The following is a 23,282-nucleotide window of genomic DNA, read 5'->3' as shown; positions in this document are numbered from 1 at the left end:
CCCCCTTGTTTCCGCCTTCCGCAGCGCAGCAGAAGGGCCGTCCGGCGCCTGGGATTGCTCCTGAACAACGACCTGCGACCTTTAAATAACCCCAATACGCTGTCGGCCTCTTGTCAGCCTGACTCCTCACCCCTATTGAACCGGGGGACTTAGGACTAGAAGGCTTCTAAGGTTTTCGATGCTTCTTTGGGTTTGCTTCGCGATATTGACGGCGTCAGTGGTCGCTCTGCTGCTGAGACCGCTGCGTCAGACGCAAGTCGCGGTGGTCGAGCCGGCGGCAGCGGACCTTGCCGTCTATCGCGATCAATTGCGCGAGCTGGATGCGGAGCGTGATCGCGGCCTCGTCGTCGACAGCGAGATCGAAAGCGCACGCGCCGAGGTGGCGCGGCGCCTCATCAAGCGCGCAAGTGGCGAGGCGAGCGAGACCGCCGAAAGTGCCGACGATACCGCGAGCGTCAACCGGGCGCGCCGCATCTACGTCGCGATCACGGCTTTGCTCCCGGTCGTGGGGATCGGCCTCTATCTTTTGAGCGGCTCCCCGCATCTTCCCGATCATCCCTTCTCCGAGAGGCAGACCGCCGCCGGGACGGGCGGAGACGGCGCAAGCTCCATCGTCAATCTCATCGCCCAAGTCGAGCAGCGTCTCCGCGACCATCCCGAGGATGGCAGGGGCTGGGATGTGATCGCACCGATCTATCTGCGTCTCGGCCGCTATGCCGACGCGGCTCATGCCTTCGCGGAAGCCAATCGCCTGGAAGGCGAGACCGTGCGCCGTCTTCTCGGGTTCGCGGAGGCGACGCTCCTCGCTGAGAACGGCATCGTCACCGAGCCGGTACGCAAGGCGGCGTTGCGCGTGCTCGAGCTCGATCCCGCCCGCATCGAGGTCCGCGTGTGGCTCACGCTCGCCAAGGAGCAGGACGGCGATCTCGCTGGTGCAGCGGCGGAGTATCGCGACATCCTCGACAAGGCACCGGCCGACGCCACATGGCGCTCTGCGGTTTCCGAACGGCTCGATCTCGTGAACAGGAAGCTAAAAGGGGAGAAGATCCCCGAAGAAGCACCTGCAGCGCAGGCTGCGCCCTCGGCGCCGCCCCCCGCGGCCAGCGGTGAAATGCCCGACGTCTCGGCCATGTCTCCCGCTGACCGGGATGCATTCGTCTTGAGCATGGTCAACCGGCTGGCTGACCGCCTCAAGGACAATGGTAAGGATCTCGAAGGATGGATCAGGCTCGCGCGGGCCTATAAGGTGCTAGGGCGCGAGAGTGACGCGCTTGCCGCGCTCGCGAGCGCCCGCGAGAATTTCGCCGGCGACCGCGCCTCTCTCGACGAGATCGACAAGTCCGAGCAGAACCTCGGGCTCCAGGGCAAAAAGCCGGAAAGTCCGCAATGACACGCAAACAACGGCGAGGAGTATTGATCGGGCTTGGCGTCGGCATCCTTTCGATCGCCGCCATCTTGATGCTCTTCGCATTCCGCCAGTCGATCGTGTTCTTTCACACGCCGAGCGACGTGGCTGAGCATAAGATAGCGCCGGGGGTACGCTTCCGTCTCGGCGGCCTGGTCAAAGACGGCTCCGTCGAGCGCGGCACGGGTACGCGCGTCGGCTTCGACGTGACGGACACCTTCCAGAGCGTTCCGGTGACCTACGAGGGAATCCTGCCGGACCTGTTCCGCGAAGGGCAGGGCGTCGTGGCCGAAGGCGTGCTGGGCGCCGATGGGCATTTCGTGGCCGACACCGTGCTCGCCAAGCACGACGAGACGTACATGCCTCCGGAGGTCGCCAAGGCGCTTCAGGAGAAGGGCGTACAACTCGGCAAGGGTGCAACACATCCCGGCGGTGAGACGGGAACCCAGTAGACCCAGAGCGCAGGACATGGGAGCGAGGATCACGTGATCATCGAGATTGGACACTTCGCGTTGATCCTGGCGCTGCTGGTGGCGGCAGCCCAGACTTTCATTCCGGCCTGGGGCGCAGCCAAGCGTGACGCGCGGCTGATGGCTTTCGGCGAGCCCGCCGCATTGAGCCAGGTCGGCCTCATCCTGATCGCTTTTCTGGCCCTTACGCACGCTTACGTGACGTCGGACTTCTCCGTCGCCAACGTGGCGGCGAACTCCCACTCGTCGAAGCCGCTGATCTATCGCATCTCCGGAGTGTGGGGGAACCACGAAGGCTCCATGCTGCTGTGGGTTCTGATCCTCGCGGTGTTCGGCGCTGCGGTCGCGCTGTTCGGAAACAACCTGCCGGCGACTTTGAGGGCGAATGTGCTCTCCGTGCAGAGCTCCATCGCTTTGGCGTTTCTCTTGTTCATCCTCATCACCTCCAATCCGTTCGAACGGCTTGATCCTGCGCCGTTGGATGGGCGCGGCCTGAACCCGATCCTCCAGGACCCGGCCCTCGCGTTCCATCCGCCCTTCCTCTACATGGGCTACGTTGGCTTCTCGCTCGCCTTCTCGTTTGCGATCGCGGCCCTGATCGAGGGCCGCACGGATGCCGCGTGGGCGCGCTGGGTGCGTCCGTGGACTCTGCTCGCCTGGATGTGTCTCACCATCGGCATCGCGATGGGATCGTGGTGGGCCTACTATGAGCTGGGCTGGGGCGGCTGGTGGTTCTGGGATCCGGTCGAGAACGCTTCTTTCATGCCCTGGCTCGCGGGCACCGCGCTGCTGCACTCCGCCCTCGTGATGGAGAAGCGCGAGGCGCTCAAGGTGTGGACCATCCTGCTCGCCATTCTCACCTTCTCGCTCTCGCTGATGGGCACCTTCCTCGTCCGCTCGGGCGTGCTCTCGTCGGTGCACGCCTTCGCGGTGGATCCTGGGCGCGGCGTGTTCGTTCTCTCCATCATGCTGCTGTTCACAGGCGGCGGACTGACACTGTTTGCTTATCGTGCGCGTGATCTCTCGCAGGGCGGAATCTTTTCTCCGATCTCGCGCGAAGGCAGCCTTGTGCTCAACAACGTGCTGCTGACGACGGCATGCGCGACGGTGTTCGTCGGCACGCTCTATCCGCTCGCGCTCGAGTCGCTCACGGGTGCCAAGATTTCGGTCGGCCCGCCTTACTTCAACATGACGTTCGTGCCGCTGATGTTCCCGCTGCTGCTCGCGCTTCCCCTCGGCCCGCTGCTCGCCTGGAAGCGCGCGGACCTCGCGGCCGCCATGGAACGCCTGATCGTCGCCGGCGTGCTCGCTCTCATCGTGATCGTAGTCTCGTTCGCCGCGACCGAGCGCGGGCCTTGGCTTGCGCCGTTCGGGTTTGCGATCGGCGTATGGGTGATGGCTGGCGCACTTTCGGAGACGGCCTTCCGCATCAAGCTCGGCAAGGCGCCGCTCTCGGAATCCTTCCGCCGCCTCGTCAATCTTCCGCGCGCCGCCGTCGGCACGATGCTCGCGCACTTCGGCGTCGGCCTGATGGTATGCGGGATCGTCGGAACCAGCGCCTACAAGAGCGAAGCCATCCTGCTGATGCGTCCGGGCGATCGCACCGAGATCGCGGGCTACGAGCTTGCGTTCCGCGGCGCCGCACCGTCCAAGGGACCGAACTACACGGAGACGCTCGGCGTATTCGACGTCACGCGCGGCGGCAGCCCCGTCACGCGCCTCGAGCCTTCGAAGCGCCTCTACGACGCCCCGCCTCAGCCCACGTCCGAAGCGGGTATCCATCCTTCGTGGCGCGGTGACCTCTACGCGGTGATCGGTGACCAGCAGCCCGATGGCGCGTTCGCGGTCCGGCTCTACTTCCACCCGCTCGTGCGCTTCATCTGGATCGGCGCGCTGATTATGTTCTTCGGTGGCGCGGTGTCCCTGTCGGACCGGCGCCTGCGCGTGGGAGCGCCCCAGCGGCGCTCCAGCCGCGCGCCTGTCGGCGTGCCCGCCGAGTGAGGATGGCCATGACTGCGAGATCGAAACGCTCGGCGCTTGTTGCTCTGCTCGGATGTCTTCTCCTGGCAGGAGCGGTCGCAACGCCGGTTGCTCCGGCTCGCGCGGTGACACCGCAGGAGATGCTGCCGGACAAGGCGCTCGAAGCGCGCGCCCGCGATATTTCGACGGGCCTCAGGTGCCTCGTCTGTCAGAACCAGTCGATCGACGATTCCGACGCCCCGCTCGCCCACGATCTTCGCGTCCTCGTGCGGGAGCGCCTTCAGGCCGGCGACACGGACGCTCAGGTCCGCGATTTCGTCGTCGCGCGCTACGGCGAGTTCGTGCTGTTGAAGCCGCCCTTCTCGGCCGAGACGGTGCTGCTCTGGCTCATGCCTCTCCTCGTGCTTCTGGGCGCAGTCGTCATCCTGCGCAATTCGTTCCGCGTCCCGCGGGAAGCGGCGGCGGCCACGTCGGGCAGAGAGCCGGTGGCGAAGCTCACTCCGGAGGAGCAGGCGGCGCTCGATGCGCTGCTGAAGAGCGACGAGCCGAAGACGTCCTAGCGCGGCAGCCGCGCCGTGCCGCCCGTCACGTTGTGCGATCCCACGCTGCCCGTCTCGACATCGGAAGGCGGCAGCCCAACCGGTCCGCGCCCGCGCCGTTGCGCATCGAGCGCGGCAAGACGCTTGAGAAGCGCGGCCGTCGCAAGCCCCGTCTCACCACGCCCCTCGGCGCGCTCGAACGCGCGAATGGCCGCGTTGAGCTTCCCCCCGTAGACCCCGTCGCGTGTGCCGCTGTCGTAGCCTTCCTGGGCGAGCAGCCGCTGCAGCTCCTTGAGGTCTCGCTTTTCGGCTAGGATCTCGGCGCGCACCAGCGCTTCCAGTGTTCCGCGGAACGCGGACGCGGCGACGGCAGTATTAGCCACCATTTCCGACTTGTACCGATGTACGACCTCGCCACGCTGCGTCAGAACCTTGGCCTGCAGGTAGGTGCCCACATTGATGCCGACCACCTCGGGACCTGCTGGTCCGTCGATGAGGAGCGGCGAGCCCGACGACGCGCCGCCGGTGTCGCACGTATGCAGGATGACGTGACCCGCATCCACGAAGTCCTTCGAGATTGCGGTCCAGTCCGCCCCGTTGAACGAGCGGCGAATGGCGCACGGTGCGCCGTAGGCCAGCTCCCAGTTTCCGAAATCGCGATGATAGCTCACCTGGTAGACGCGCTGGGCCGCGGACAGCTTCACCAGCTCGCTCTCGGGCTGCCGGCTGATGGGGAGGGCGTGGCCCTTGCAGATCGGCTCCCGCATGCGCAGCAGCGCCCAGTCGCTCGCCGCATCGATCGGCGGATTGACCCGAAGTTTGAGCGAGCCGGCCGCGACGTGCTGGGCTTCGGCGCCGCGCTCCGATCCCGCGATGCGCGAGCTTGCGCCGGGGCCGTTGAGCGGCTGCAGGCGGAACTCGAAGCCCTGGAGACGAAGCGGACGTTCGTCCGCGGTGCGGAACAGGCAGTGCCCGGCCGTCGCGACGACATCCTCGCCCACGCAGAATGCGGTGCACACGGAGTGGGAGCGGCCTTCGTAGAGCAGCCCGATCGATGATCTGAGCCCCGACCGTGCGGCGGGAAGAGCAACACGATCGTCCGTCCCAAAAACTGCCACCCGATGGAGGGCGCTCGCCCGCGGTGTCTCGAAACGAAAAAGCGGCCCGGCTGAAGCGGTTGACGCACCTGCGAAGCCGTATGCGATCCCCGCGAGGAAGAGCCCCATACGCCCCCCCGAGAGCGCGCTGCTCGGGCGCGTCGGGTGGGCAGTGCTCACGGCGAAAAGCGGGGAAATTTGCCTCATTACCAACTCTTAACGTACCCGAAAGGCAGCCGTAAGGCCGAAGGGACTACCTCTGCCATGGACACTAACTTCAGCGCTTTCCAAGCGGAGGACTTGAATGGTTATTTCCGGTGACATGATGTCCGGAGCAAAGAGCGGGCCAAAGTCTTATGGCACCGGACGCCGGTTTGCGCACGCAACCGTCGGCGCGTTGGCGTCTACGGCTATCCTGTTGGGCAGCCTGGCGACGACGCCCGCCTTGGCGCAGCTCGCGCCCGACGCACCCAGCGTCGAGACGCCCTTCGGCCGCGCGCCGCTGAGCTTCGCCGACATCATCGAGAAGGTGAAGCCGTCGGTGGTCTCGATCTCGGTCGTGGCTGGCGGCACCAAGGTTGCCAAGGGCGGCAAGGGTATGCCCGAAGGCTTCCCCGACATTCCCGAGGACAGCCCCTTCTACGAGTTCTTCAAGAACCTGCCGAAGGAGTTCCGTAACATGCCCCAGCAGCAGCGCCCCACGCAGGCGCAGGGCTCGGGCTTCGTCATCTCGGCTGATGGCTACGTGGTGACCAATAACCATGTCGTCGACGGCGCGACCAAGATCCAGGTGAGCTTCGACGATCAGGAGAAGATGGACGCCGAGCTCGTCGGCACCGATCCGCGCACCGATATCGCGCTCCTCAAGCTCAAGTCGACGAAGACGTTCCCGTTCGTCAAGTTCACGGACAAGCCGGGCCGCGTCGGCGACTGGGCGCTTGCCGTCGGTAACCCGTTTGGCCTCGGCGGCACCGTGACGGCCGGCATCGTGTCGGCACTCGGCCGCGACATCGGCTCGGGTCCCTATGACTTCATCCAGATCGACGCCGCGGTGAACAAGGGCAACTCCGGTGGCCCGACCTTCAACCTCAACGGCGAGGTTATCGGTGTGAACACCGCGATCTTCAGCCCCTCGGGCGGCAACGTCGGCATCGCTTTCGCTGTGCCTGCTCGCACCGCTCTGGACGTGATCGCTCAGCTCAAGAAGAGCGGCACGGTGAGCCGCGGCTGGCTCGGCGTGAAGATCCAGAACGTCGATGAAGACACCGCAGCCGCCATTGGCCTCACGGAAGCCAAGGGTGCGCTCGTGAGCGAGGTGACGCCCAACGGTCCCGCTTCCTCGTCCGGCCTCAAGGTCCAGGATGCGATCCTCCAGGTCAACAGCGACAAGATCTCCGATAGCCGTGATCTTGCCCGCAAGATCGCCGACTACGCACCCGACACCACCGTCGACGTGAAGGTCTGGCGCTCCAACAAGGAGGAGACCGTCAAGGTGCGCCTCGGCAAGTTCCCGGGCTCGGCAGACGAGATCGCCAAGCTCGAGCAGGGTAAGTCTGCGGACGATCTGTCGGGCACCGAGCTCGACCAGCTCGGCCTGACGCTCGCTCCCCCGCGCAGCGGCACCGAGGGTGTGGCCGTCACCGAGGTCGATCCTGAGTCGGACGCCGCCGAGAAGGGCATCAAGGCGGGTGACATCATCCTCGAGGTCGGCGGCTCGACCGTGTCCGGTCCGTCGGATGTGGCCGACGGCGTGAAGAAGGCCAAGGAACTCGGCCGCAAGGCGGTGATGCTCTACATCAAGTCGGCGGATCAGCGGCGCATCGTGCCGATCCAGCTCAAGAAAGGCTGAACCGCCGATCAAGGCTAACGCAAAGTGAGGCGGCCCGGCTCTTGAGGAACCGGGCCGCCTCGATGTATCTGACAAGAGAGAATGCGGGCGCGGGACGGCGCGCGCCAAGGGAAGCGAGGCGGCCAATGCGCGTGCTGGTGATTGAGGATGACCGCGAAACGGCGCATTTCCTGCAGAAGTCGCTGAAGGAGAGCGGGCATTCGGCCGATGTCGCGGGCGACGGCGAGGCCGGCCTCGAGATGGCGCAGGGCGGAACCTACGACATCCTGATCGTCGACCGAATGCTGCCGCGCCTCGATGGCCTCACGGTGGTGAAGACGCTGCGCACGGAAGGTTGCCGTACGCCGGTCCTGATTCTCTCCGCGCTGGGCGATGTGGACGATCGCGTGAAGGGCCTCCGCGCCGGTGGCGACGACTATCTCACGAAGCCGTATGCCTACACCGAGCTGCTCGCGCGCATCGAGGCCCTGGGCCGGCGCGCCGTACCCGAGGAGCAGGAGACGCGCTACGCCGTCGGCGACCTCGTGCTCGATCGCCTGTCCCACCGCGTGACGCGCGCGGGTGAGCCGATCCAGCTACAGCCGCGCGAATATCGCTTGCTCGAATACCTCATGAAGAATGCCGGCCAGGTGGTGACGCGCACCATGCTGCTCGAGAACGTGTGGGACTATCACTTCGACCCGCAAACCAACGTCATCGACGTTCACGTCTCCCGGCTGAGATCCAAGATCGACAAGGGCTTCGACAGGCCATTGCTGCACACCGTCCGCGGCGCGGGATACATGGTCCGTGACGGCGCTCTCTGACATCGTCGTCAGAACGATGTCGACGCAGGCGTTCCGGCTTGCGGCGGCGAGCGCGGCTGCTTTCATGGTCGTCTCCGCGCTCATCGTCGGCACACTGTTCTGGCAGACCAACACGCTTCTGACGGAGCATGTCGTCGAGGAGCTGCGCAGCGAGGCGGCCGAGCTTGCGCGCGAAGCTGCCGCCAACGATCCCCACGCGCTCGCCGAGCGCATCCGGCTTCGCAGCTTCCCCGAAAGCACCAGCCTCTATTTCCTGTCGGACGCATCCGGCGCCAAGCTCGCGGGAAATCTCCGCAGCCTGCCGCCGATCCCCGAGCGCCCCAGCGGCGGCGTCGTGAACTATGCGCGCGACGGGGATGCGCCAGGCGTCGAGCGCTTGGGAGTCGTCATTCCCGTGGCGGCCGGTTCCGGCTTGCGCCTCTTCGTCGGCCGCGACATCGGCGATCAGCTCGCGCTTGCGGCGCGCATCAAACGCACGTTCCTCTGGGGCTTCGGAGCGCTTGCTCTCGCCGCGATCGTCGCGGGGCTTGCTGTCGGGCGGTCCGTGCTGCGCAGGATCGAGGTGATCAACGCGACGACGCGCTCCATCATGGCCGGCGATCTGTCGCGACGCATTCCCGTTGCCGGCAACAGCGACGAGTTGGACGAGCTTTCCCAGAGCCTGAACGGCATGCTCGACCGCATCGAGCAGCTCATGAACGGCCTGCGTGAGGTGTCCGACAACATTGCTCACGATCTCAAGACGCCGCTCAACCGCCTGCGCAACAGCGCGGAAGCTGCCCTTCGCGATGGGCGCGGCGGAGAGGCTTACCGCGAAGGCCTCGAATCCACGATCGAGAAGGCCGACGATCTGATCAAGACCTTCAACGCTCTGCTGCTCATCGCCCGGCTGGAGGCAGGCGTGGTCGAGGAGAGTGCGGAGGTGTTCGACCTGGGGCGCCTCGTGCGCGACGTGGCCGAGCTTTACGAGCCGGTGGCCGAGGAGGCGGGCCTCGCCCTCACGATCCAAGCGGAGGACGGCATCATGATCCGCGCCAACCGCCAGCTCGTGGGTCAGGCTGTCGCCAATCTCGCCGACAACGCAATCAAGTATTCCGCCCGCGCCGCTCAGGGTCTGGTGCCCGCCATTGTCGAGGTCAAGGCGGGTAAAAGCGGCGGACTGGCCGAGATCTCCGTCGCCGACCGGGGACCCGGTATCGAGGCCAAGGACCGCGACCGGGCGCTCAGGCGCTTCGTGCGGCTGGAAAAAAGCCGGACGCAGCCGGGGACCGGCCTTGGTCTGAGCCTGGTGGCGGCCGTCGCGCGCCTGCATAACGGTGCTGTCCGTCTCGAAGATAATGATCCGGGCCTGCGGGTCGTGGTAACCCTGCCGGTGGTGTCCCAGGAGAGGGACAAACTGATAAAAAGCGAGCAGGGGGCGGTCTGATCCCCGAGTTCGCGGGAAGAAGCGGGGGAGAAGGCATGGCAGGCGACAGCGCAGCCAAAGGCACTTTGCTGGAGCGCCTCGGTACGTCGAAACGGCGCCCCCAGGACCCCGCGGGCGGCGCCAGCCTCGATCCTCTGCTGCAAGACTGGCGGCGGGACGAAGCGCTCGCAAACCTTGTCGCCTTGCTCGAAAGCGAGCCGGTCCGTCCGTGGATGGCCGGGATCGTCGCGGGCTCGTCCTACCTCCGCACGGAGATCGCGCGCAGTCCCGAGCGTTTGGAGAGAATCCTCCGCTCCAATCCGGAGCAGCATTTCGCCTCCTTGTCAGCCGGACTTGCCGAGCGGCTTCTGACGCTCGATGCGATGTCGGAGGCTATGACCGCATTGCGGACCTACAAGTCCGAGGTGGCGCTGCTCACCGCCCTCTGCGATCTCGCAGGCGTGTGGAGCGTGATGGAGGTGACTTGCGTTCTCTCCGAAACCGCCGACGCTGCATTGCAGGGCGCTGTGCGCTTTCTCTTCCGCCAGGCTGTCGCCAAGGGCGACTGGATCTCCGACGACAAGCAGACCCCGGATGTGACGTCGGGCTACATGGTGCTCGGAGTAGGCAAATACGGCGCCCACGAGCTCAACTATTCGAGCGACATCGATCTCATCGTCTTCTACGAGCGCCAGCGGGCGCGCTTGAAGGAAGGCGTGGAGCCGTCGACGTTCTTCGTGCGTCTGACGCGCGACCTCGTGCGGCTGATCGACGAGCGCACGGCGGCTGGCTACGTGTTCCGGACCGACCTGAGGCTGAGGCCCGATGCGGGCGCGACGCAGATCGCGCTCTCGACCGATGCGGCCGCTCTCTACTACGAGAGCTTCGGGCAGAACTGGGAGCGTGCCGCGCTGATCAAGGCGCGAGCCGTCGCCGGAGACATCGAAGCAGGAGAGGGCTTCCTGGCGGAACTAGCCCCCTTCATCTGGCGTCGTAATCTGGACTTCGCGGCCATTGCCGACATCCACGCGATGAAGCGGCAGATCCATGCGTTTCGCGGCTTCGGCGGCATCGGCGTTGCGGGCCATAACATCAAGCTCGGTCCCGGCGGTATTCGCGAGATCGAGTTCTTCGTGCAGACCCAGCAGCTCATCGCGGGTGGGCGCCAGCGCAATCTGCGCACGCGCCGCACGCTCGAAGCGTTACGCGTGCTCGTCGACAACGGGTGGATAGAGAAGGCGATCGCCGATGAGCTGACGGAGGCCTACCTCTATCTTCGCTGGATCGAGCACCGCTTGCAGATGGTTGCAGACGAGCAGACGCAAGAGGTGCCGAAGGACGACGCGCGTCTCGAAAGCTTCGCGCGGTTTGCGGGCTATGCGAGCCTTGCGGAGTTCTCGAACGAGCTGCTGTCCGTGTTGGAGCGGGTGCAGGGCCACTACGCGCGCCTGTTCGAGGGGATGCCGGAGCTGAGCTCGGGCGGCGAGAACCTCGTGTTCGCCGGCGAGACCGACGATCCGGGTACGGTCGCGGCCCTCTCGAAGATGGGGTATGCGCGGCCGGGAGACGTGCTCGCCGCAATTCGCGGCTGGCATCACGGGCGCTATCCGGCAGTCCGCTCGCCGCGTGCGCGCGAGCTTCTGACGGAGGTGCAGCCGGTACTCGTCAAAGCCTTTGCTGCGACCGCCGATCCCGATCGCGCGATCGCTGCGTTCGACAGGTTCCTGGCCGAGCTGCCGGGTGGCGTGCAGCTCTTCTCGCTGCTCAAGGCCAATCCTGCGCTGATGCGGCTGGTGGCCGACATCATGGGCACCGCGCCGCGCCTCTCACGCATCCTGTCCCGCCGCCGCCGTCTGCTCGACGCAGTGATCGATCCCAGGACGTTCGCCAAGCTTCCCGATGCGGATGAGCTCGACCGGCTGATCGCCGCGGAGCTCGCCACCGCGCGCGACGCCCAGGATGTGCTCGACCGCGCCCGCGTGGTGGGCAGCGAGCAGGCTTTTCTCATCGGCGTAAAGGTGCTCTCGGGCTCCATCAACGCGAGCGAGGCGGGCAACGCTTACGCACTTCTGGCCGAGCGGCTGATCGCGGCGCTGGCGGAGGACGTGGAGAAGGAGCTGGAGCGGGCGCACGGACACGTTCCCGGCGGCGGTGCCGTGGTCGTCGCGATGGGCAAGCTCGGCGGACGCGAGATGACGGCCTCCTCCGATCTCGATCTCATTGTGATCTATGACTTCGACCCCTCGGCCATCCAGTCCGACGGCGCCAAGCCCTTGGCGCCGAGCCAATACTATTCCCGCTACACGCAGCGCCTCATCTCGCATCTCTCCGCGCCCACGGCGGAAGGCACGCTCTACGAGGTGGACATGCGCCTCCGGCCGTCCGGGCAGAAGGGGCCGGTCGCCGCCCAGTTCTCGACGTTCCGCGAATATCAGGCGACCGAGGCGTGGACCTGGGAGCACCTGGCGCTCACCCGGGCCCGGGTCATCACGGGCCCCCCCGAGCTACGCCGGAAGGTGGAGGCGGCCATCCGCGACACCCTCATGCGGCGGCGCGACCGGGCCGTGATCGCGAAGGACGTGATCGACATGCGCGCGCGCATCGCCGCGGAGAAGGGAACCGACAACATCTGGGACCTGAAGCAGGTGAGGGGCGGGCTTGTGGACCTCGAGTTCATCGCTCAGCATCTGCAACTCATCCACGGGGCGGACCACCCCGAGGTGCTGGATCAGAACACGCTGGCCGCCTACCAGAAGCTCGCGGCGGCGAACCTCATCCCGGCCGCCAAGGCCGACAGCCTCATTGCAGCCACGCGCCTCATTCACAACCTCACCCAAGTGCTAAGGCTTTGTATTGAGGAAGCTTTCGACCCCGGAACCGCACCTGTCGGCCTCAAGGCGCTGCTGGCGCGGGCCGGTGACGCGCCCGATCTCACGGCACTCGAGCGCCAGTTGCGAGAGACATTGGCCGGGGTTGAGGTACAGTTTTCCGAGCTGATTGCATAAGTCGCGACGGAATCCGCCGGTTCCCCCCGTTTTCGCTGATGAAACCATCTGCGGAGCGGGTGTCGGTGCTACGACCCAGCGGACATACGAGACGCGACGGTGTGAAATTGAGGTCGGGGCCACAAGGACCGATGGGGACGACACCGGGAGCGAATGTACGGACGGGGCCGTGGCCGGATGCGCCCGAGGACCGCGTGCTGCTGACGCGCGTGGCTCGCCAGGACCGTCAGGCTTTCCGTATTCTCGTGGATCGCCACCTCGCTTCGATCGTGACGCTCGCCCGGCGCATGTTGAAGGACGAGGCGGAGGCGGACGACATCGCCCAGGAAGCCCTATTGAGGCTCTGGCGTGCTGGAGAAACCCTCGAGCTCGGTCCCCATGGGCTCCGCCCCTGGCTGAGGCGCGTAACGTCGAACCTGTGCCTCGACCGCATCCGGTCGTCGAGGCGGACCGTGGTGACAGACGAGGTGCCGGAAGTGGCCGAGGAGCCGAGCCAGCAGGTGGGCCTTGAGGAGCAGGATCTCGCCAAGCGTGTCGGCGAGGCCATGAATGCGCTCCCCGAACGGCAACGGCGCGCGCTGACGCTGTTCCACCACGAAGGCTTGAGCCAGTCCGAGGTGGGAGAGGTGCTCGGCGTTTCAGACGAGGCGGTGGAGTCGCTCCTGGCGCGTGCGCGCCGCGCGCTGCGCGCCAGCCTGGAGAAAGATTGGAAAAGTTTGCTGCAAAGCGAGAGTTGAAGTTTCGAGCCTGGGACAACGGCTATGACCGAGAAGATCACGACAGGAGGAGCGAGCCTCGACGCTTTCGAGGACGTCCTCGAGCGCTTTGGGAGCGACCGCACGCGCTGGCCCGCGCCGGTGCGCAGGAATTTTGCCGGACTGCTCGCCGAGAGCCCTGAGGCGCGGGAGCGCCTGCGCCAGGCCGAAGCGCTGGACCGGCTGCTCGATCTCGCGCCCGAGCCTGCGTTCGATACGCGCGCTCTTGCGGATCGCATTCTCGCCGCAGCCGAGGCCGAGACGCCGGCGGCCGCGCGCGCGCCTGCCCGCTCGCGGTGGTCGGTGTTCGAACGCCGTCCCGCCCCAACGCACGAAGCGCAATGGCCGGCAGCCGCATTGCTCGCGGCTTCGCTCGTGCTCGGCGGTTTCTTCGGGCTTTCCGGCACCTTCGACACCGCGGTGGAGCCGCTGGTGGCCAGCACGTCTTACGAGATCGACCCCGGCCAGATTGCGCTCGACAGCGACGCGATCAGCCTGTTTGAGGAGGATACATTGTGAGCGACGTCTCTCAGTCGGGAGCGGGGTCTGCGGGCACGGGATCGCGGCGCTTGAAGATCGCGTTGATCGCCTCGCTGGCGCTCAACCTGCTGATCCTCGGCATCGTGGGCGGCACCATGTATGGGTTCAAGAACCATCCGCCGCGCCATGGACAGGGACGCGGAGAGGACTTCGGCCTGATGGGGCTTACGCGCGTTCTTCCTCCCGAGCGGCGCAAGGAGATCCGCAAGCAGCTCAAGGAAGATCGCGTTACGCTGCGCCCGCTGATGGACGACATCGGCGTCGCACGCCGCGACGCGGCCGATAAGCTCGCCGCCGAGCCGTTCGATCGCGCGGCCCTGGAAACGGCCATCGCTACGGTCGCCGAGAAGGAGCGCGCGCTGCGTCAGGCCGCCGTGCAGGTGTTCCTCGGACATGCCGGCACACTGACCACCGAGGAACGCCGTATGCTGGCCGACTGGTGGCGTAAGAAGAGCGAGCCCTTCCGCCGCGGCAAGGATGCCAAAAAGGACGAGAAAGAAGCGCCGCCTCCGCCTGAGTAGCGCCGCGCAATCGAAGCTCGGCGCTCGCGGAGGAACTTTCCGTACGAGAGCTTGAAAGTCCGGCGCGCTTTCGGCAGCGCTCGCTGCCGTCAGCAGAGATGTGCGGCGGCCTGCTCTACGGGCTGAAGGCCTGGCAGACGGAAGAAATCGTTCTGGGCCGCGCAGCGCAGAACCGTGAGCGCACGCCACGTCGAGAACGGATCGTCGACCTCGACGAGAGCAGCGCCATGCAGCTCGAGGAGCGCGCGGGCGAGGCAGATCGGCAGCGACGCCTGCTGGACGCTCACCTCATCCGGGCGGCCACGCAGGAAAATCTCGATCTGGGCGAGATCGCCGTCCACCGTCGCGACGAGGCCCACCACCCCACGTGCATCGGAGCGGCGAACCGCCTCTGCAAAGAGATTGATCAGGATTTGGCGCATCGGCCGGCTGTCCACCAGAACTTCCAGGCCATCAGGAATCTCGGCTTCGAGCACGAGACCGTTGCTGAGATCGGAGTGGAAGGCCCAGGCATCCTGCACCATGGCACGAAGGTCGACGCCGGTGTCGAGCCCGGCACTCGGATCGTGATCGAGCAGGCAGGTGATGGCGAGGGTGTCCTCGGCGGATTTCAGGAGGTCGCGGCCGCAGTCGCGGATGTGGCGCGCATATTCGCGGTAGCGCGGATGGCCGACGGGTCCAAGCAACTCGGACTGCATCACGTCGGAAAAGCCGATGACGGCGTTGAGGGGCGTGCGCAACTCGTGGCTGACGCGGGCGATCAGATCACCCCAGGGATGACCGCGTGCCGCAGACATCTGGCTGAGCCGCGCGGCTGCGCGGGCAAGGCCCGAGAGTTCGAAGGAATTCGGATCGAGCGCGATGCGCTCCCCCATGAAGGGCAGCGGGGAGGGCGAGGCCCCGCTGCCCAGAACCGAGGGAGAGAGATCGGCTGATTGGGAGACGTGCTGTGTACCGCCGGCATCGGCCGTGGGCGCGGCCGCCAGGCGGGGCAGTGAAAGAACGGCAAGTGTAACGGCTAGACCGGTAAGCAGGATCGTGAGCGTGGATACTGGAATGGGATGCACAACAGCCATGGCAAGCGCACCGGCCTGAAGAAGGGCCATCGCCTGAAGCAGACGCACGAGACCTGGTCCGGTCACGCTACGAATCAAAGCCGCCATTACGGGGGCTGCGTGCCCCTCGGAAAGGGCGGCATCCCGAAGGACAGACTCGTCTCGTGGACAGGCGGACAAGGTCCCAGCCATCCTAGTCTCCAGTGCGAATTTTCGTGCTTTGCGCAATCGGGGAATCTGCCGGTACGCCGGCGAATCACCAGCCTAGTTCACCGATTCGCGAGTCCCCTGTCGAGGGAGATTAAATGAGCGCAATCAGAGTTTTCAGAGGTGTTACTGATCGAGCATCTTGGACACGATCTCGAACACGTCCCGGGAGAGATTGGGAGTACGCGCAACCCCTTGAAGAGCTTGGCGCGCAAGGCCCCGGCGGCCGGTTTCGAGGGCGTGCCAAGTGCGGAAAGCCGCCAGCATCCGCGCAGCGATCGAGGGGTTGAAGCGGTCGATCGCGAGCACCTGTTTCGCCACGAAGTCGTAGCCTGCGCCATCGGGCCTATGGAACTGCACTTGGTTCTGCATCGCGAAGGTGCCGATCAGGGCGCGCACCTTGTTGGGCGCCGTCAGACTGAAGAGGGGATGACGGGTCAGCGCCTTCACGTGGCTGATCGCCGGACGGAGCGTGTGCTGCGCCTGGGCGGCGAACCATGTGTCGATCACCAGATGGTCGCCCTTCCAGCGGTCGTAGAAGCGTGCGAGCGCTTTCTCACGCAGCGGATGAGAGCCCGAAGCCAGCAGCATGAGCGCGTGCTGCTCGTCGGTCATGTTGCCGGCCTTGAAGAAATGATCCGCGAGCCGGCCCTCGTCGTCGGCCGTACCGCGCGCCGTGAGCAACGTGAGCGCCGCATTGCGCAACGCGCGCCGCCCTGCGCTCTGCGCACTGGGCGAGAACGTCTTCTCGGGCTTCATCTCCTTGTAGATGTCTTCGAGCAGCGAGCCGATCGTCGAGCCGGTGAGCTTGGCGAGCTGGCGATGCGCGCGGAAGATCAGGCCCGGATCCACGTTGCGCCCGATGACGCGCGCGATGTCCGCTTGGCTCGGCAGCTTGAGCAGCTCGGCGCGATAGGCGGGCTCATGATCCGAGAGGCCCACAGCGATGCCGAGCGCCTTGACGAATCCGGTCGCGCGGGCCGCAGGCTTCTCGCCTTTGCGCAGCGACTTCACCATGTCGATGAGCGTTCGCGTCGCGTAGGTGTTTGCAGCCTGCCACCTGTTGAACAGGTCGCGATCGTGCGCCATCAGGAATTCGAGATCACGATCGGACAGGTTCATCGTGACGTTCACCGGCGCCGAGAAGCCACGCAGGATCGAAGGCACCGGCGCGGAGGGCACCTCGTCGAACCGGAACGTCTGCGCGCGCCGCGTGAGGTGAAGCACGCCGTCGTCGATGGTCTCGCCCGTATCGAGCTTGAGCGGGATCTCGTCGCCGTTGGCGCCGATGAGCCCGATGCGAACCGGGATGTGCAGCGGCTTTTTCTTGCTCTCGCCCGGTGTCGGAGGCAGCACCTGCTCGATCTTGAGATCGGCCTTGCGCTTCGCCTTGTCGTAAGAGAGCGAGCACACGAGCTCCGGTGTGCCGGCCTGGGAGTACCAGAGCTTGAAGTGGGAAAGGTCGCGCCCTGACGCGTCCTCGAACGAGGAGAGAAAATCCTCGATGGTGGCGGCTTCGCCGTCGTGGCGCTCGAAGTAGAGATCCATGCCGCGGCGGAAATCCTCGCGCCCCAGAATGGTCTCGATCATCCGCACCAGCTCGGCGCCCTTCTCGTAGACGGTGGCCGTGTAGAAGTTGTTGATCTCGATGTAGGACTCGGGCCGCACCGGATGCGCGAGCGGGCCCGCATCCTCGGTGAACTGCGCGGCACGCAGAAGCCGCACGTCGAGGATGCGCTGCACCGTGGCCGAGCGCTCGTCGGCCGAGAACTCCTGGTCGCGGTAGACCGTGAGCCCTTCCTTGAGGCAGAGCTGGAACCAGTCGCGGCAGGTGATGCGGTTGCCGGTCCAGTTGTGGAAGTACTCGTGGGCGACGACGCTCTCGATGGATTCGAAGTTTGCGTCCGTTGCGGTCTCGGGCGAAGCGAGGATCAGCCGGTCGTTGAAGATGTTGAGCCCCTTGTTCTCCATCGCGCCCATGTTGAAGTCCGACACGGCGACGATGTTGAACACGTCGAGATCGTACTCGCGCCCGAAGCGCGTCTCGTCCCACCGCATGGAGCGCTTGAGCGAATCCATCGCCCATTCCGCGCGCGCTTCCTTCCCGTGCTCGACGTAGATCTTGAGATCGACCTTACGGCCCGACTGCGTCTTGAAGGTCGAGGCGATGTGCCCGAGGTCACCGCCGACCAGGGCGAACAGGTAAGAGGGCTTGGGGTGTGGATCCTGCCACACCGCGAAATGGCGCGCCCCGCGCGCGAGCTTGCCGCGATCGACAGGATTGCCGTTCGCGAGAAGGATCGGTGCAAGCTCCGTATCGGCCTCGATGCGGCAGGTGTAGGTGGAGAGCACGTCCGGCCGGTCGGGGAAGAAGGTGATGCGCCGGAAGCCCTCGGCCTCGCACTGGGTGCAGAACACGCCGCGCGAGCGATAGAGGCCCTGCAGCGCCTTGTTTGCCTCCGGGTTGATGAAGGTTTGCAGCTCGAGAGAGAACGGACGGCTCGGCACCTTGGGAATGGTGAGCGAGGTCTCGTCGAGCGCGTACTCGGCGGGTGAAAGCGGCTTGCCGTCGATGGCGATCGTCCCGAGCTCGAGCTGCTCCCCGTCGAGCACCAGCGGCTTGCCCGCGGGTGTATCGGCCGCAGGGTTGCGCCGGATCTGGAGGCGCGCCTTCACCTCGGTCCGCTCGGGGTCGAGCGCGAAGTCGAGATCCACGTGATCGACGAGATAGGCCGGCGGACGATAGTCCTTGAGACGGCGGGGGCGAGGGGTGTCGATCTTCATGGCATCTCCGGGACAGCAAAGGCCGGCGGAACGCGGACCAGGGGCCGCAACGCCGGAATCATCGCCTAGCGTTGGAGCTTAGCCCGACTTTGCCCTGGGATGCCAAGTTGAAGAGTGATGCCAAGCCGAAGAACGATGCCGAGAGACGAACGCGCGCGCGTCTCCTCACCGGTTGAGCGCAATCACCAGCGTCTTGGGGTTGCCGCCGTTCTCCGAGATGAAGTTCTGGAACAGGGTGTTCAGGAACGACGTCATCTCGAAGCCGATGATCTCGGCGTCGCGGACCTTGAACACGCCGCCACGGCGCACGAGGCGCCAGCGTACGTCATAGGTCTCTCCGCTCTTCAGCGTCACGCGGCTGTCGACGTAGATCCCGGCCGCGGTCTCCTTGGTCTGTCCGACCATGATCGCCTTGGCCACCGGATACTTCGGCGCCTCCTTGGCGGCATAGCGGGCGATGAAGCTGATCATGCCGTTGTAGTAGGCCGGGCGATCGGCCTTGGGCAGCGTCTGGGCGTAGGAGCCGAGCGCGGTGAGGCCGATGGTGGGCACGTCAGCGTGGCTGCGTATGGTGGTGGCGAAGTCGGCTTCGGAACCGGTACGCGAGGCCGCGACGAGCTGGTTGGCTACGCGCTGCATGTAAGCCGCCGGCGATTCCGCTGCGGCCGTGAGCGTGCCTGCTATCAGCAACGCAACCGAGAGAGCTGCTGCCCGGAGGTTGAATGCGCTCTGCCCCAGGGGCAAGCGCTGGCGAACCGTCGTCATCGAAACCTAGCTCCCGCTATATCGGGCATGGCCGAAATACCCTCCGTGGGGCTCGACCGACCACTTTCCCCTCATTCAGCACGTGCACGCGATCTAGTCAAAGCCTTGGCAACCCTAGATTTGGGCCGCTGCAAGTTGAGGCCGAGGCTCTGAGAGATGGAAGAACCCGTGCAATGGCGCGAAGCTAGCGGCCTCCCGCGACGGAATTTCGGCAAGTTTGAGCTGCCCGGACACGGAATCGACCGCCTCCTGCGAAATCCGGGGCGAGGCGTACAAAATCACGGATTTCGAAGGGCTTGCGTGCACGAGGACCAACTCGTGGCGGACACCCGACAGCGACGAGCGCACCCGATTTGTGACGCCGGCATACGCCGAGACCGGCTCGATCCAGGAGCGAATGCCAAAAAGCCCGCGCTCGGAGGCCGTTACGAAGCCGTTCTCGATGCTGATCAGGCGCCGCCGGAATGAGCCTCTCGCAAGGAACAGCAGGGGCCAGCCGAAAATCCAGCCGAGCGCGACGAGGGCGAGGCCGAGGTGAAGCGCCAGCATGGGCCGCGCAACAAGCACCGCGCGCGCCGCAGGATCGGATGCGAGCTTTGCGAGCACGAGCCAGAACGGCGTGAGCAGCGCGATCAGAATGGGGCACAAGACCGCCATCAGCACGAACCGTCCAGACCCCTCGGCGGACTGCTCGAATGTGAGAGGAAGGAGAGGAGCGGGCGGAGAGGATTGGGAAACAGAAGAAATGGATGTGTCGGATGCCGCGCCGTGCATGAAGTCCCGCCCCCCAGGATTCCAAAAGTCGTCGAGAGCGCAACCATAGGGCGAACCCCTTACGACATGGTTACTGAAATCTTGATAGGCCCCTCTCTGTGTGCAGTTTTGGAGCAAGATCCAGCTCCCAGGCGCCGAAATCGACCTTGACATATAAACATATCTTTATATGTTTCCGCGAAACAGATGGCGGAAGCGATGTCAGGGACGCTCGATACGCAAGAGTTGGTCACCGCGCTCAAGGCGGCAGCCGAGGCGACGCGTCTGCGCATCCTGCTGCTGCTGGCCGCGGGCGAGCTCAACGTCAAGGACCTGACGCAGATCCTGGGGCAGAGCCAGCCCCGGATCAGCCGGCATTTGAAGCTTCTGGCGGAGGCCGGGCTGATCGAACGCTTCCGCGAGGGAAGCTGGGTCTACTTCCACGTCTCCGAGCGCTCCGAGGGCGGCCGCCTCGTCCGGCGCATCCTCGACACCGTCGATACGCGCGATCCCGTCCTCCGCCGCGACAGCGAGCGCGCCGACTCCCTGAAGCGCGAGCGTGAGGCTGCTGCCCAAACCTACTTCCAGGAGCACGCGGCCGACTGGGACCGTATCCGCGCCCTCTATGTGTCGGATGCAGCCGTGGAAGCGGCCATTACGTCGGCGCTCGCTGGCCCGCCGTTCAAGCTCTTCGTCGATCTCGGAACCGGAACGGGCCGTATGCTCGAGGTGTTCGCGGATCGCTACGAGCGCGGGATCGGCCTCGACGTCAACAAGTCCATGCTCGCCTACGCGAGCAGCAAGCTCAACACGTCGGGCCTCTCGCGTGCGGAAGTCCGCCACGGCGATATCTACGACCTCTCTTTGCCCGACGGCGTGGCGGACGGCGTCGTCATCCATCAGGTGCTGCACTACCTGTCGGAGCCCGCGCACGCCATTCGCGAGGCGGCCCGCATTCTGGCGCCCGGCGGGCGCCTTCTGATCGTGGACTTCGCCCCGCACGGCATCGAAAGCCTGCGCGAGGAGCACGCCCACGAGCGTCTCGGCTTCGAGCAGGAGCAGGTCACTGCTTGGCTTGCCGAGCAGGGCCTCGCCGGCATCGAGGTGCGCAACCTCGAGCCCGAGCAAGGCGACGATCGCCAGCAGCTCACCGTCTCGCTTTGGCTCGCGCGCAGGCCCGAAGCGGTCGCAGCGGAATCTAAACCTCAAAAACTGGAACGGATCGGCTCATGACGCCCCCAGCCAACGAAAGAAAAAGCCGTCTGCTCGGCGCTGGCGAGATCGAAGTCTCGTTCGAGTTCTTCCCGCCCAAGACGGAGAAGATGGAAGAGACCCTGTGGGCCGCCATCAACCGTCTGGCGCCGCTGTGTCCGGAGTTCGTATCGGTCACCTACGGCGCGGGCGGCTCGACGCGCGAGCGCACGCACGCCACCGTCGCGCGCATCATCAAGGAGACGGCGCTGCGTCCGGCCGCCCATCTCACCTGCGTCGATGCTACGCGCGAGGAGGTGGATGCCGTCGCCCGCGCCTATTGGGATGCGGGTGTCCGCCATATCGTGGCTTTGCGCGGCGATCCGGCTGGCGGCGTCGGCCAGCGCTACACGCCGACCCCGGGCGGCTACGTGAATGCGGCCGATCTCGTCGCCGGTCTCAAGAAGATCGCCAACTTCGAGATTTCCGTGGGTGGCTATCCCGAGAAGCACCCCGAAAGCCCCTCGCTCCAGGCCGACATCGACAACCTGAAGGCCAAGGTAGACGCGGGCGCCGATCGCATCATCACGCAGTTCGGGTTCGACAATACGCATTACCTGCGCTTTCTCGAGCGCGCCCGGGCCGCAGGCATCTGGGTTCCGATCACGCCCGGCATCGTTCCGATCCACAACTTCCGCCAGGTCGCGGGTTTTGCGATCAGGACAGGCGCCAGCGTGCCGGCTTGGCTCGCGCGCCGCTTCGAAGGCTTGGACGAGGATCCGGCGACCACCCACCTCGTCGCGGCTGCCGTCGCAACCGAGCAGGTGATGGACCTCGTGGATCAGGGCATCAAGACCTTCCACTTCTACACGCTGAACCGTGCCGATCTCGTCTACGCCATCTGCCATTTGCTCGGCCTCAGGCCGCTCAAGGTGGCGCCATTGGAGCAGCGCAAGGCGCAAGCCTGATCCGATCCGCCTTTCGTCAATCGAACACGAACTCGAGTTGAGACCATGAAGACAATCGAAAGCGCCAAAGCCCTCGAAAAGGCCGCCTCAGAGCGCATCCTGATCATCGACGGAGCCATGGGCACCATGATCCAGCGCCACAAGCTGGACGAGGCCGGCTACCGCGGCGAGCGTTTCAAGGACTGGGAGCGCGACGTCAAAGGCAACAACGACCTTCTGGTGCTCACGCAGCCGAAGATCATCCAGGACATCCACGAGCAGTATCTCGCGGCCGGCGCCGACATCATCGAGACCAATACGTTCAACGCGCAGCGCATCTCCATGGCGGACTATGGCATGGAGCACCTCTCTTATGAGATCAACGTCGCGGCGGCCAAGCTTGCCCGCGCGGCTGCCGACAAATACACGAAGCTCACGCCGGACAAGCCTCGCTTCGTCGCAGGTGCCGTCGGCCCGACCAACAGAACCGCGTCGATCTCACCCGATGTGAACAATCCGGGTTTCCGCAACGTCACGTTCGACGAGCTGCGCGACGCCTACAAGGAGCAGGTGCGCGCGCTGATCGAAGGCGGAAGCGACATCATTCTGATCGAAACGATCTTCGACACGCTGAACGCGAAGGCTGCGGGCCTTGCCACTCTCGAAGCCTTCGACGAGATGGGCGTGACGCTTCCGATCATGATCTCGGGCACCATCACAGACCGCTCGGGCCGCACGCTTTCAGGACAGACGGCCGAAGCCTTCTGGTATTCCATGCGCCACCTGAAGCCGTTCTCGATCGGCCTCAACTGCGCACTGGGCGCGGAGCTGATGCGCCCCTATCTCGCGGAGCTTTCGCACGTGGCTGACGTGCGCATCTCGGCCTATCCCAACGCAGGATTGCCGAATGCGATGGGCGGTTACGACGAGACGCCCGAGGACATGGCCTGTGCAACTGAGCCGTGGGCCGAGGACGGGCTCATCAACATCATCGGCGGGTGCTGCGGATCGACGCCCGATCACATCAGCCACATCGCCGAGCACGTCGCGAAGTTTCCGCCGCGTAAGATTCCCGAGATCGCGCCCAAGATGCGCCTCTCCGGCCTCGAGCCCTTCGTGCATGGGTAAGGTCCCGCGTTCCCCGGCGCGAGATGAAACGCACTGAATAAAAAATGCCGCTTTCCTTCTTTGGCGGGGGAGCGCGGAGA

19 protein-coding genes are annotated in these 23,282 nt (G+C 65.5%); 14 read left to right on the top strand and 5 right to left on the bottom strand.

Translation table 11 applies throughout. The features are described 5' to 3' along the window. Positions 1–178 precede the first annotated feature (178 nt). The 4 genes from ccmI to PE058_RS13450 are packed head-to-tail and all read left to right on the top strand — an operon-like array spanning position 179 to position 4,415. Positions 179–1,390 carry a c-type cytochrome biogenesis protein CcmI gene (gene ccmI / locus PE058_RS13465; protein WP_271028624.1) on the top strand — a complete coding sequence of 404 codons (1,212 nt, stop codon included), beginning with the start codon at positions 179–181 and terminating at the stop codon, positions 1,388–1,390. After that, positions 1,387–1,857, top strand: coding sequence for a cytochrome c maturation protein CcmE (gene ccmE, locus PE058_RS13460; protein WP_026868107.1), 471 nt, complete (start codon positions 1,387–1,389; stop codon positions 1,855–1,857). The genes ccmI and ccmE overlap by 4 nt, the downstream gene beginning before the upstream one ends. 33 nt (positions 1,858–1,890) lie before the next feature. Next, positions 1,891–3,876, top strand: a complete 1,986-nt coding sequence (locus PE058_RS13455) for a heme lyase CcmF/NrfE family subunit (protein ID WP_020086417.1) — start codon at positions 1,891–1,893, stop codon at positions 3,874–3,876. An 8-nt stretch (positions 3,877–3,884) separates the two neighbouring features. Next, positions 3,885–4,415, top strand: a complete 531-nt coding sequence (locus PE058_RS13450; RefSeq protein WP_020086418.1) for a cytochrome c-type biogenesis protein — start codon at positions 3,885–3,887, stop codon at positions 4,413–4,415. Here PE058_RS13450 and PE058_RS13445 read toward each other — a convergent pair. Then, a complete protein-coding gene (locus PE058_RS13445; RefSeq protein WP_198011193.1) occupies positions 4,412–5,512 on the bottom strand; it encodes a peptidoglycan-binding protein in 1,101 nt (366 codons plus the stop codon). The genes PE058_RS13450 and PE058_RS13445 overlap by 4 nt on opposite strands. Positions 5,513–5,813: 301 nt before the next feature. Between PE058_RS13445 and PE058_RS13440 the strand changes: the two genes are divergently transcribed. From PE058_RS13440 to PE058_RS13410, 7 genes are all read left to right on the top strand, one after another. Further along, positions 5,814–7,340, top strand: coding sequence for a Do family serine endopeptidase (locus tag PE058_RS13440; RefSeq protein WP_020086420.1), 1,527 nt, complete (start codon positions 5,814–5,816; stop codon positions 7,338–7,340). 125 nt (positions 7,341–7,465) lie between these two features. Beyond that, positions 7,466–8,146 carry a response regulator transcription factor gene (locus PE058_RS13435; RefSeq protein WP_020086421.1) on the top strand — a complete coding sequence of 227 codons (681 nt, stop codon included), beginning with the start codon at positions 7,466–7,468 and terminating at the stop codon, positions 8,144–8,146. After that, a complete protein-coding gene (locus PE058_RS13430) occupies positions 8,130–9,572 on the top strand; it encodes a sensor histidine kinase (RefSeq protein ID WP_020086422.1) in 1,443 nt (480 codons plus the stop codon). Before PE058_RS13435 ends, PE058_RS13430 begins: the two co-directional genes overlap by 17 nt. Positions 9,573–9,607: 35 nt before the next feature. Beyond that, a complete protein-coding gene (locus tag PE058_RS13425; protein WP_271028623.1) occupies positions 9,608–12,556 on the top strand; it encodes a bifunctional [glutamine synthetase] adenylyltransferase/[glutamine synthetase]-adenylyl-L-tyrosine phosphorylase in 2,949 nt (982 codons plus the stop codon). A 131-nt stretch (positions 12,557–12,687) separates the two neighbouring features. Beyond that, positions 12,688–13,293 (top strand): sigma-70 family RNA polymerase sigma factor, encoded by a 606-nt coding sequence (locus PE058_RS13420; protein ID WP_020086424.1) that lies wholly within the window; start codon positions 12,688–12,690, stop codon positions 13,291–13,293. Positions 13,294–13,317: 24 nt separating this feature from the next. After that, entirely contained in the window at positions 13,318–13,830 is a 513-nt protein-coding gene (locus PE058_RS13415; protein WP_020086425.1) for a hypothetical protein, read from the top strand. Next, positions 13,827–14,372 (top strand): periplasmic heavy metal sensor, encoded by a 546-nt coding sequence (locus tag PE058_RS13410; RefSeq protein ID WP_020086426.1) that lies wholly within the window; start codon positions 13,827–13,829, stop codon positions 14,370–14,372. Before PE058_RS13415 ends, PE058_RS13410 begins: the two co-directional genes overlap by 4 nt. A gap of 89 nt (positions 14,373–14,461) precedes the next feature. On the opposite strand, the gene PE058_RS13405 is transcribed toward PE058_RS13410, so the two are convergent. From PE058_RS13405 to PE058_RS13390, 4 genes are all read right to left on the bottom strand, one after another. Beyond that, complete coding sequence (locus tag PE058_RS13405; RefSeq protein ID WP_020086427.1) at positions 14,462–15,535, bottom strand: sensor histidine kinase; 1,074 nt, start codon at positions 15,533–15,535, stop codon at positions 14,462–14,464. Positions 15,536–15,760: 225 nt separating this feature from the next. After that, the gene (pepN, locus tag PE058_RS13400; protein WP_020086428.1) at positions 15,761–18,418 is read right to left on the bottom strand and encodes an aminopeptidase N; all 2,658 of its coding nucleotides are present in this window, start codon (positions 18,416–18,418) and stop codon (positions 15,761–15,763) included. 165 nt (positions 18,419–18,583) lie between these two features. Then, on the bottom strand, positions 18,584–19,183 hold the full coding sequence (locus tag PE058_RS13395; RefSeq protein WP_020086429.1) for an ABC transporter substrate-binding protein: 600 nt from the start codon (positions 19,181–19,183) through the stop codon (positions 18,584–18,586). 114 nt (positions 19,184–19,297) lie between these two features. After that, complete coding sequence (locus PE058_RS13390; protein WP_020086430.1) at positions 19,298–19,840, bottom strand: hypothetical protein; 543 nt, start codon at positions 19,838–19,840, stop codon at positions 19,298–19,300. Positions 19,841–20,155: 315 nt separating this feature from the next. Here PE058_RS13390 and PE058_RS13385 point away from each other — a divergent pair, with 315 nt between their 5' ends. Genes PE058_RS13385 through PE058_RS13375 form a run of 3 tightly spaced genes read left to right on the top strand, consistent with a single transcriptional unit; the run spans position 20,156 to position 23,202 of the window. Further along, positions 20,156–21,169, top strand: coding sequence for an ArsR/SmtB family transcription factor (locus PE058_RS13385; RefSeq protein ID WP_271028622.1), 1,014 nt, complete (start codon positions 20,156–20,158; stop codon positions 21,167–21,169). After that, the gene (metF, locus tag PE058_RS13380) at positions 21,166–22,095 is read left to right on the top strand and encodes a methylenetetrahydrofolate reductase [NAD(P)H] (RefSeq protein WP_020086432.1); all 930 of its coding nucleotides are present in this window, start codon (positions 21,166–21,168) and stop codon (positions 22,093–22,095) included. The genes PE058_RS13385 and metF overlap by 4 nt, the downstream gene beginning before the upstream one ends. 45 nt (positions 22,096–22,140) lie before the next feature. Then, entirely contained in the window at positions 22,141–23,202 is a 1,062-nt protein-coding gene (locus PE058_RS13375; protein WP_020086433.1) for a homocysteine S-methyltransferase family protein, read from the top strand. Positions 23,203–23,282 lie beyond the last annotated feature (80 nt).

This window comes from Hyphomicrobium sp. DMF-1, assembly GCF_027886585.1.
GTDB lineage: Bacteria > Pseudomonadota > Alphaproteobacteria > Rhizobiales > Hyphomicrobiaceae > Hyphomicrobium_C > Hyphomicrobium_C zavarzinii.
This window is presented reverse-complemented; position numbering and strand designations above follow the sequence as displayed.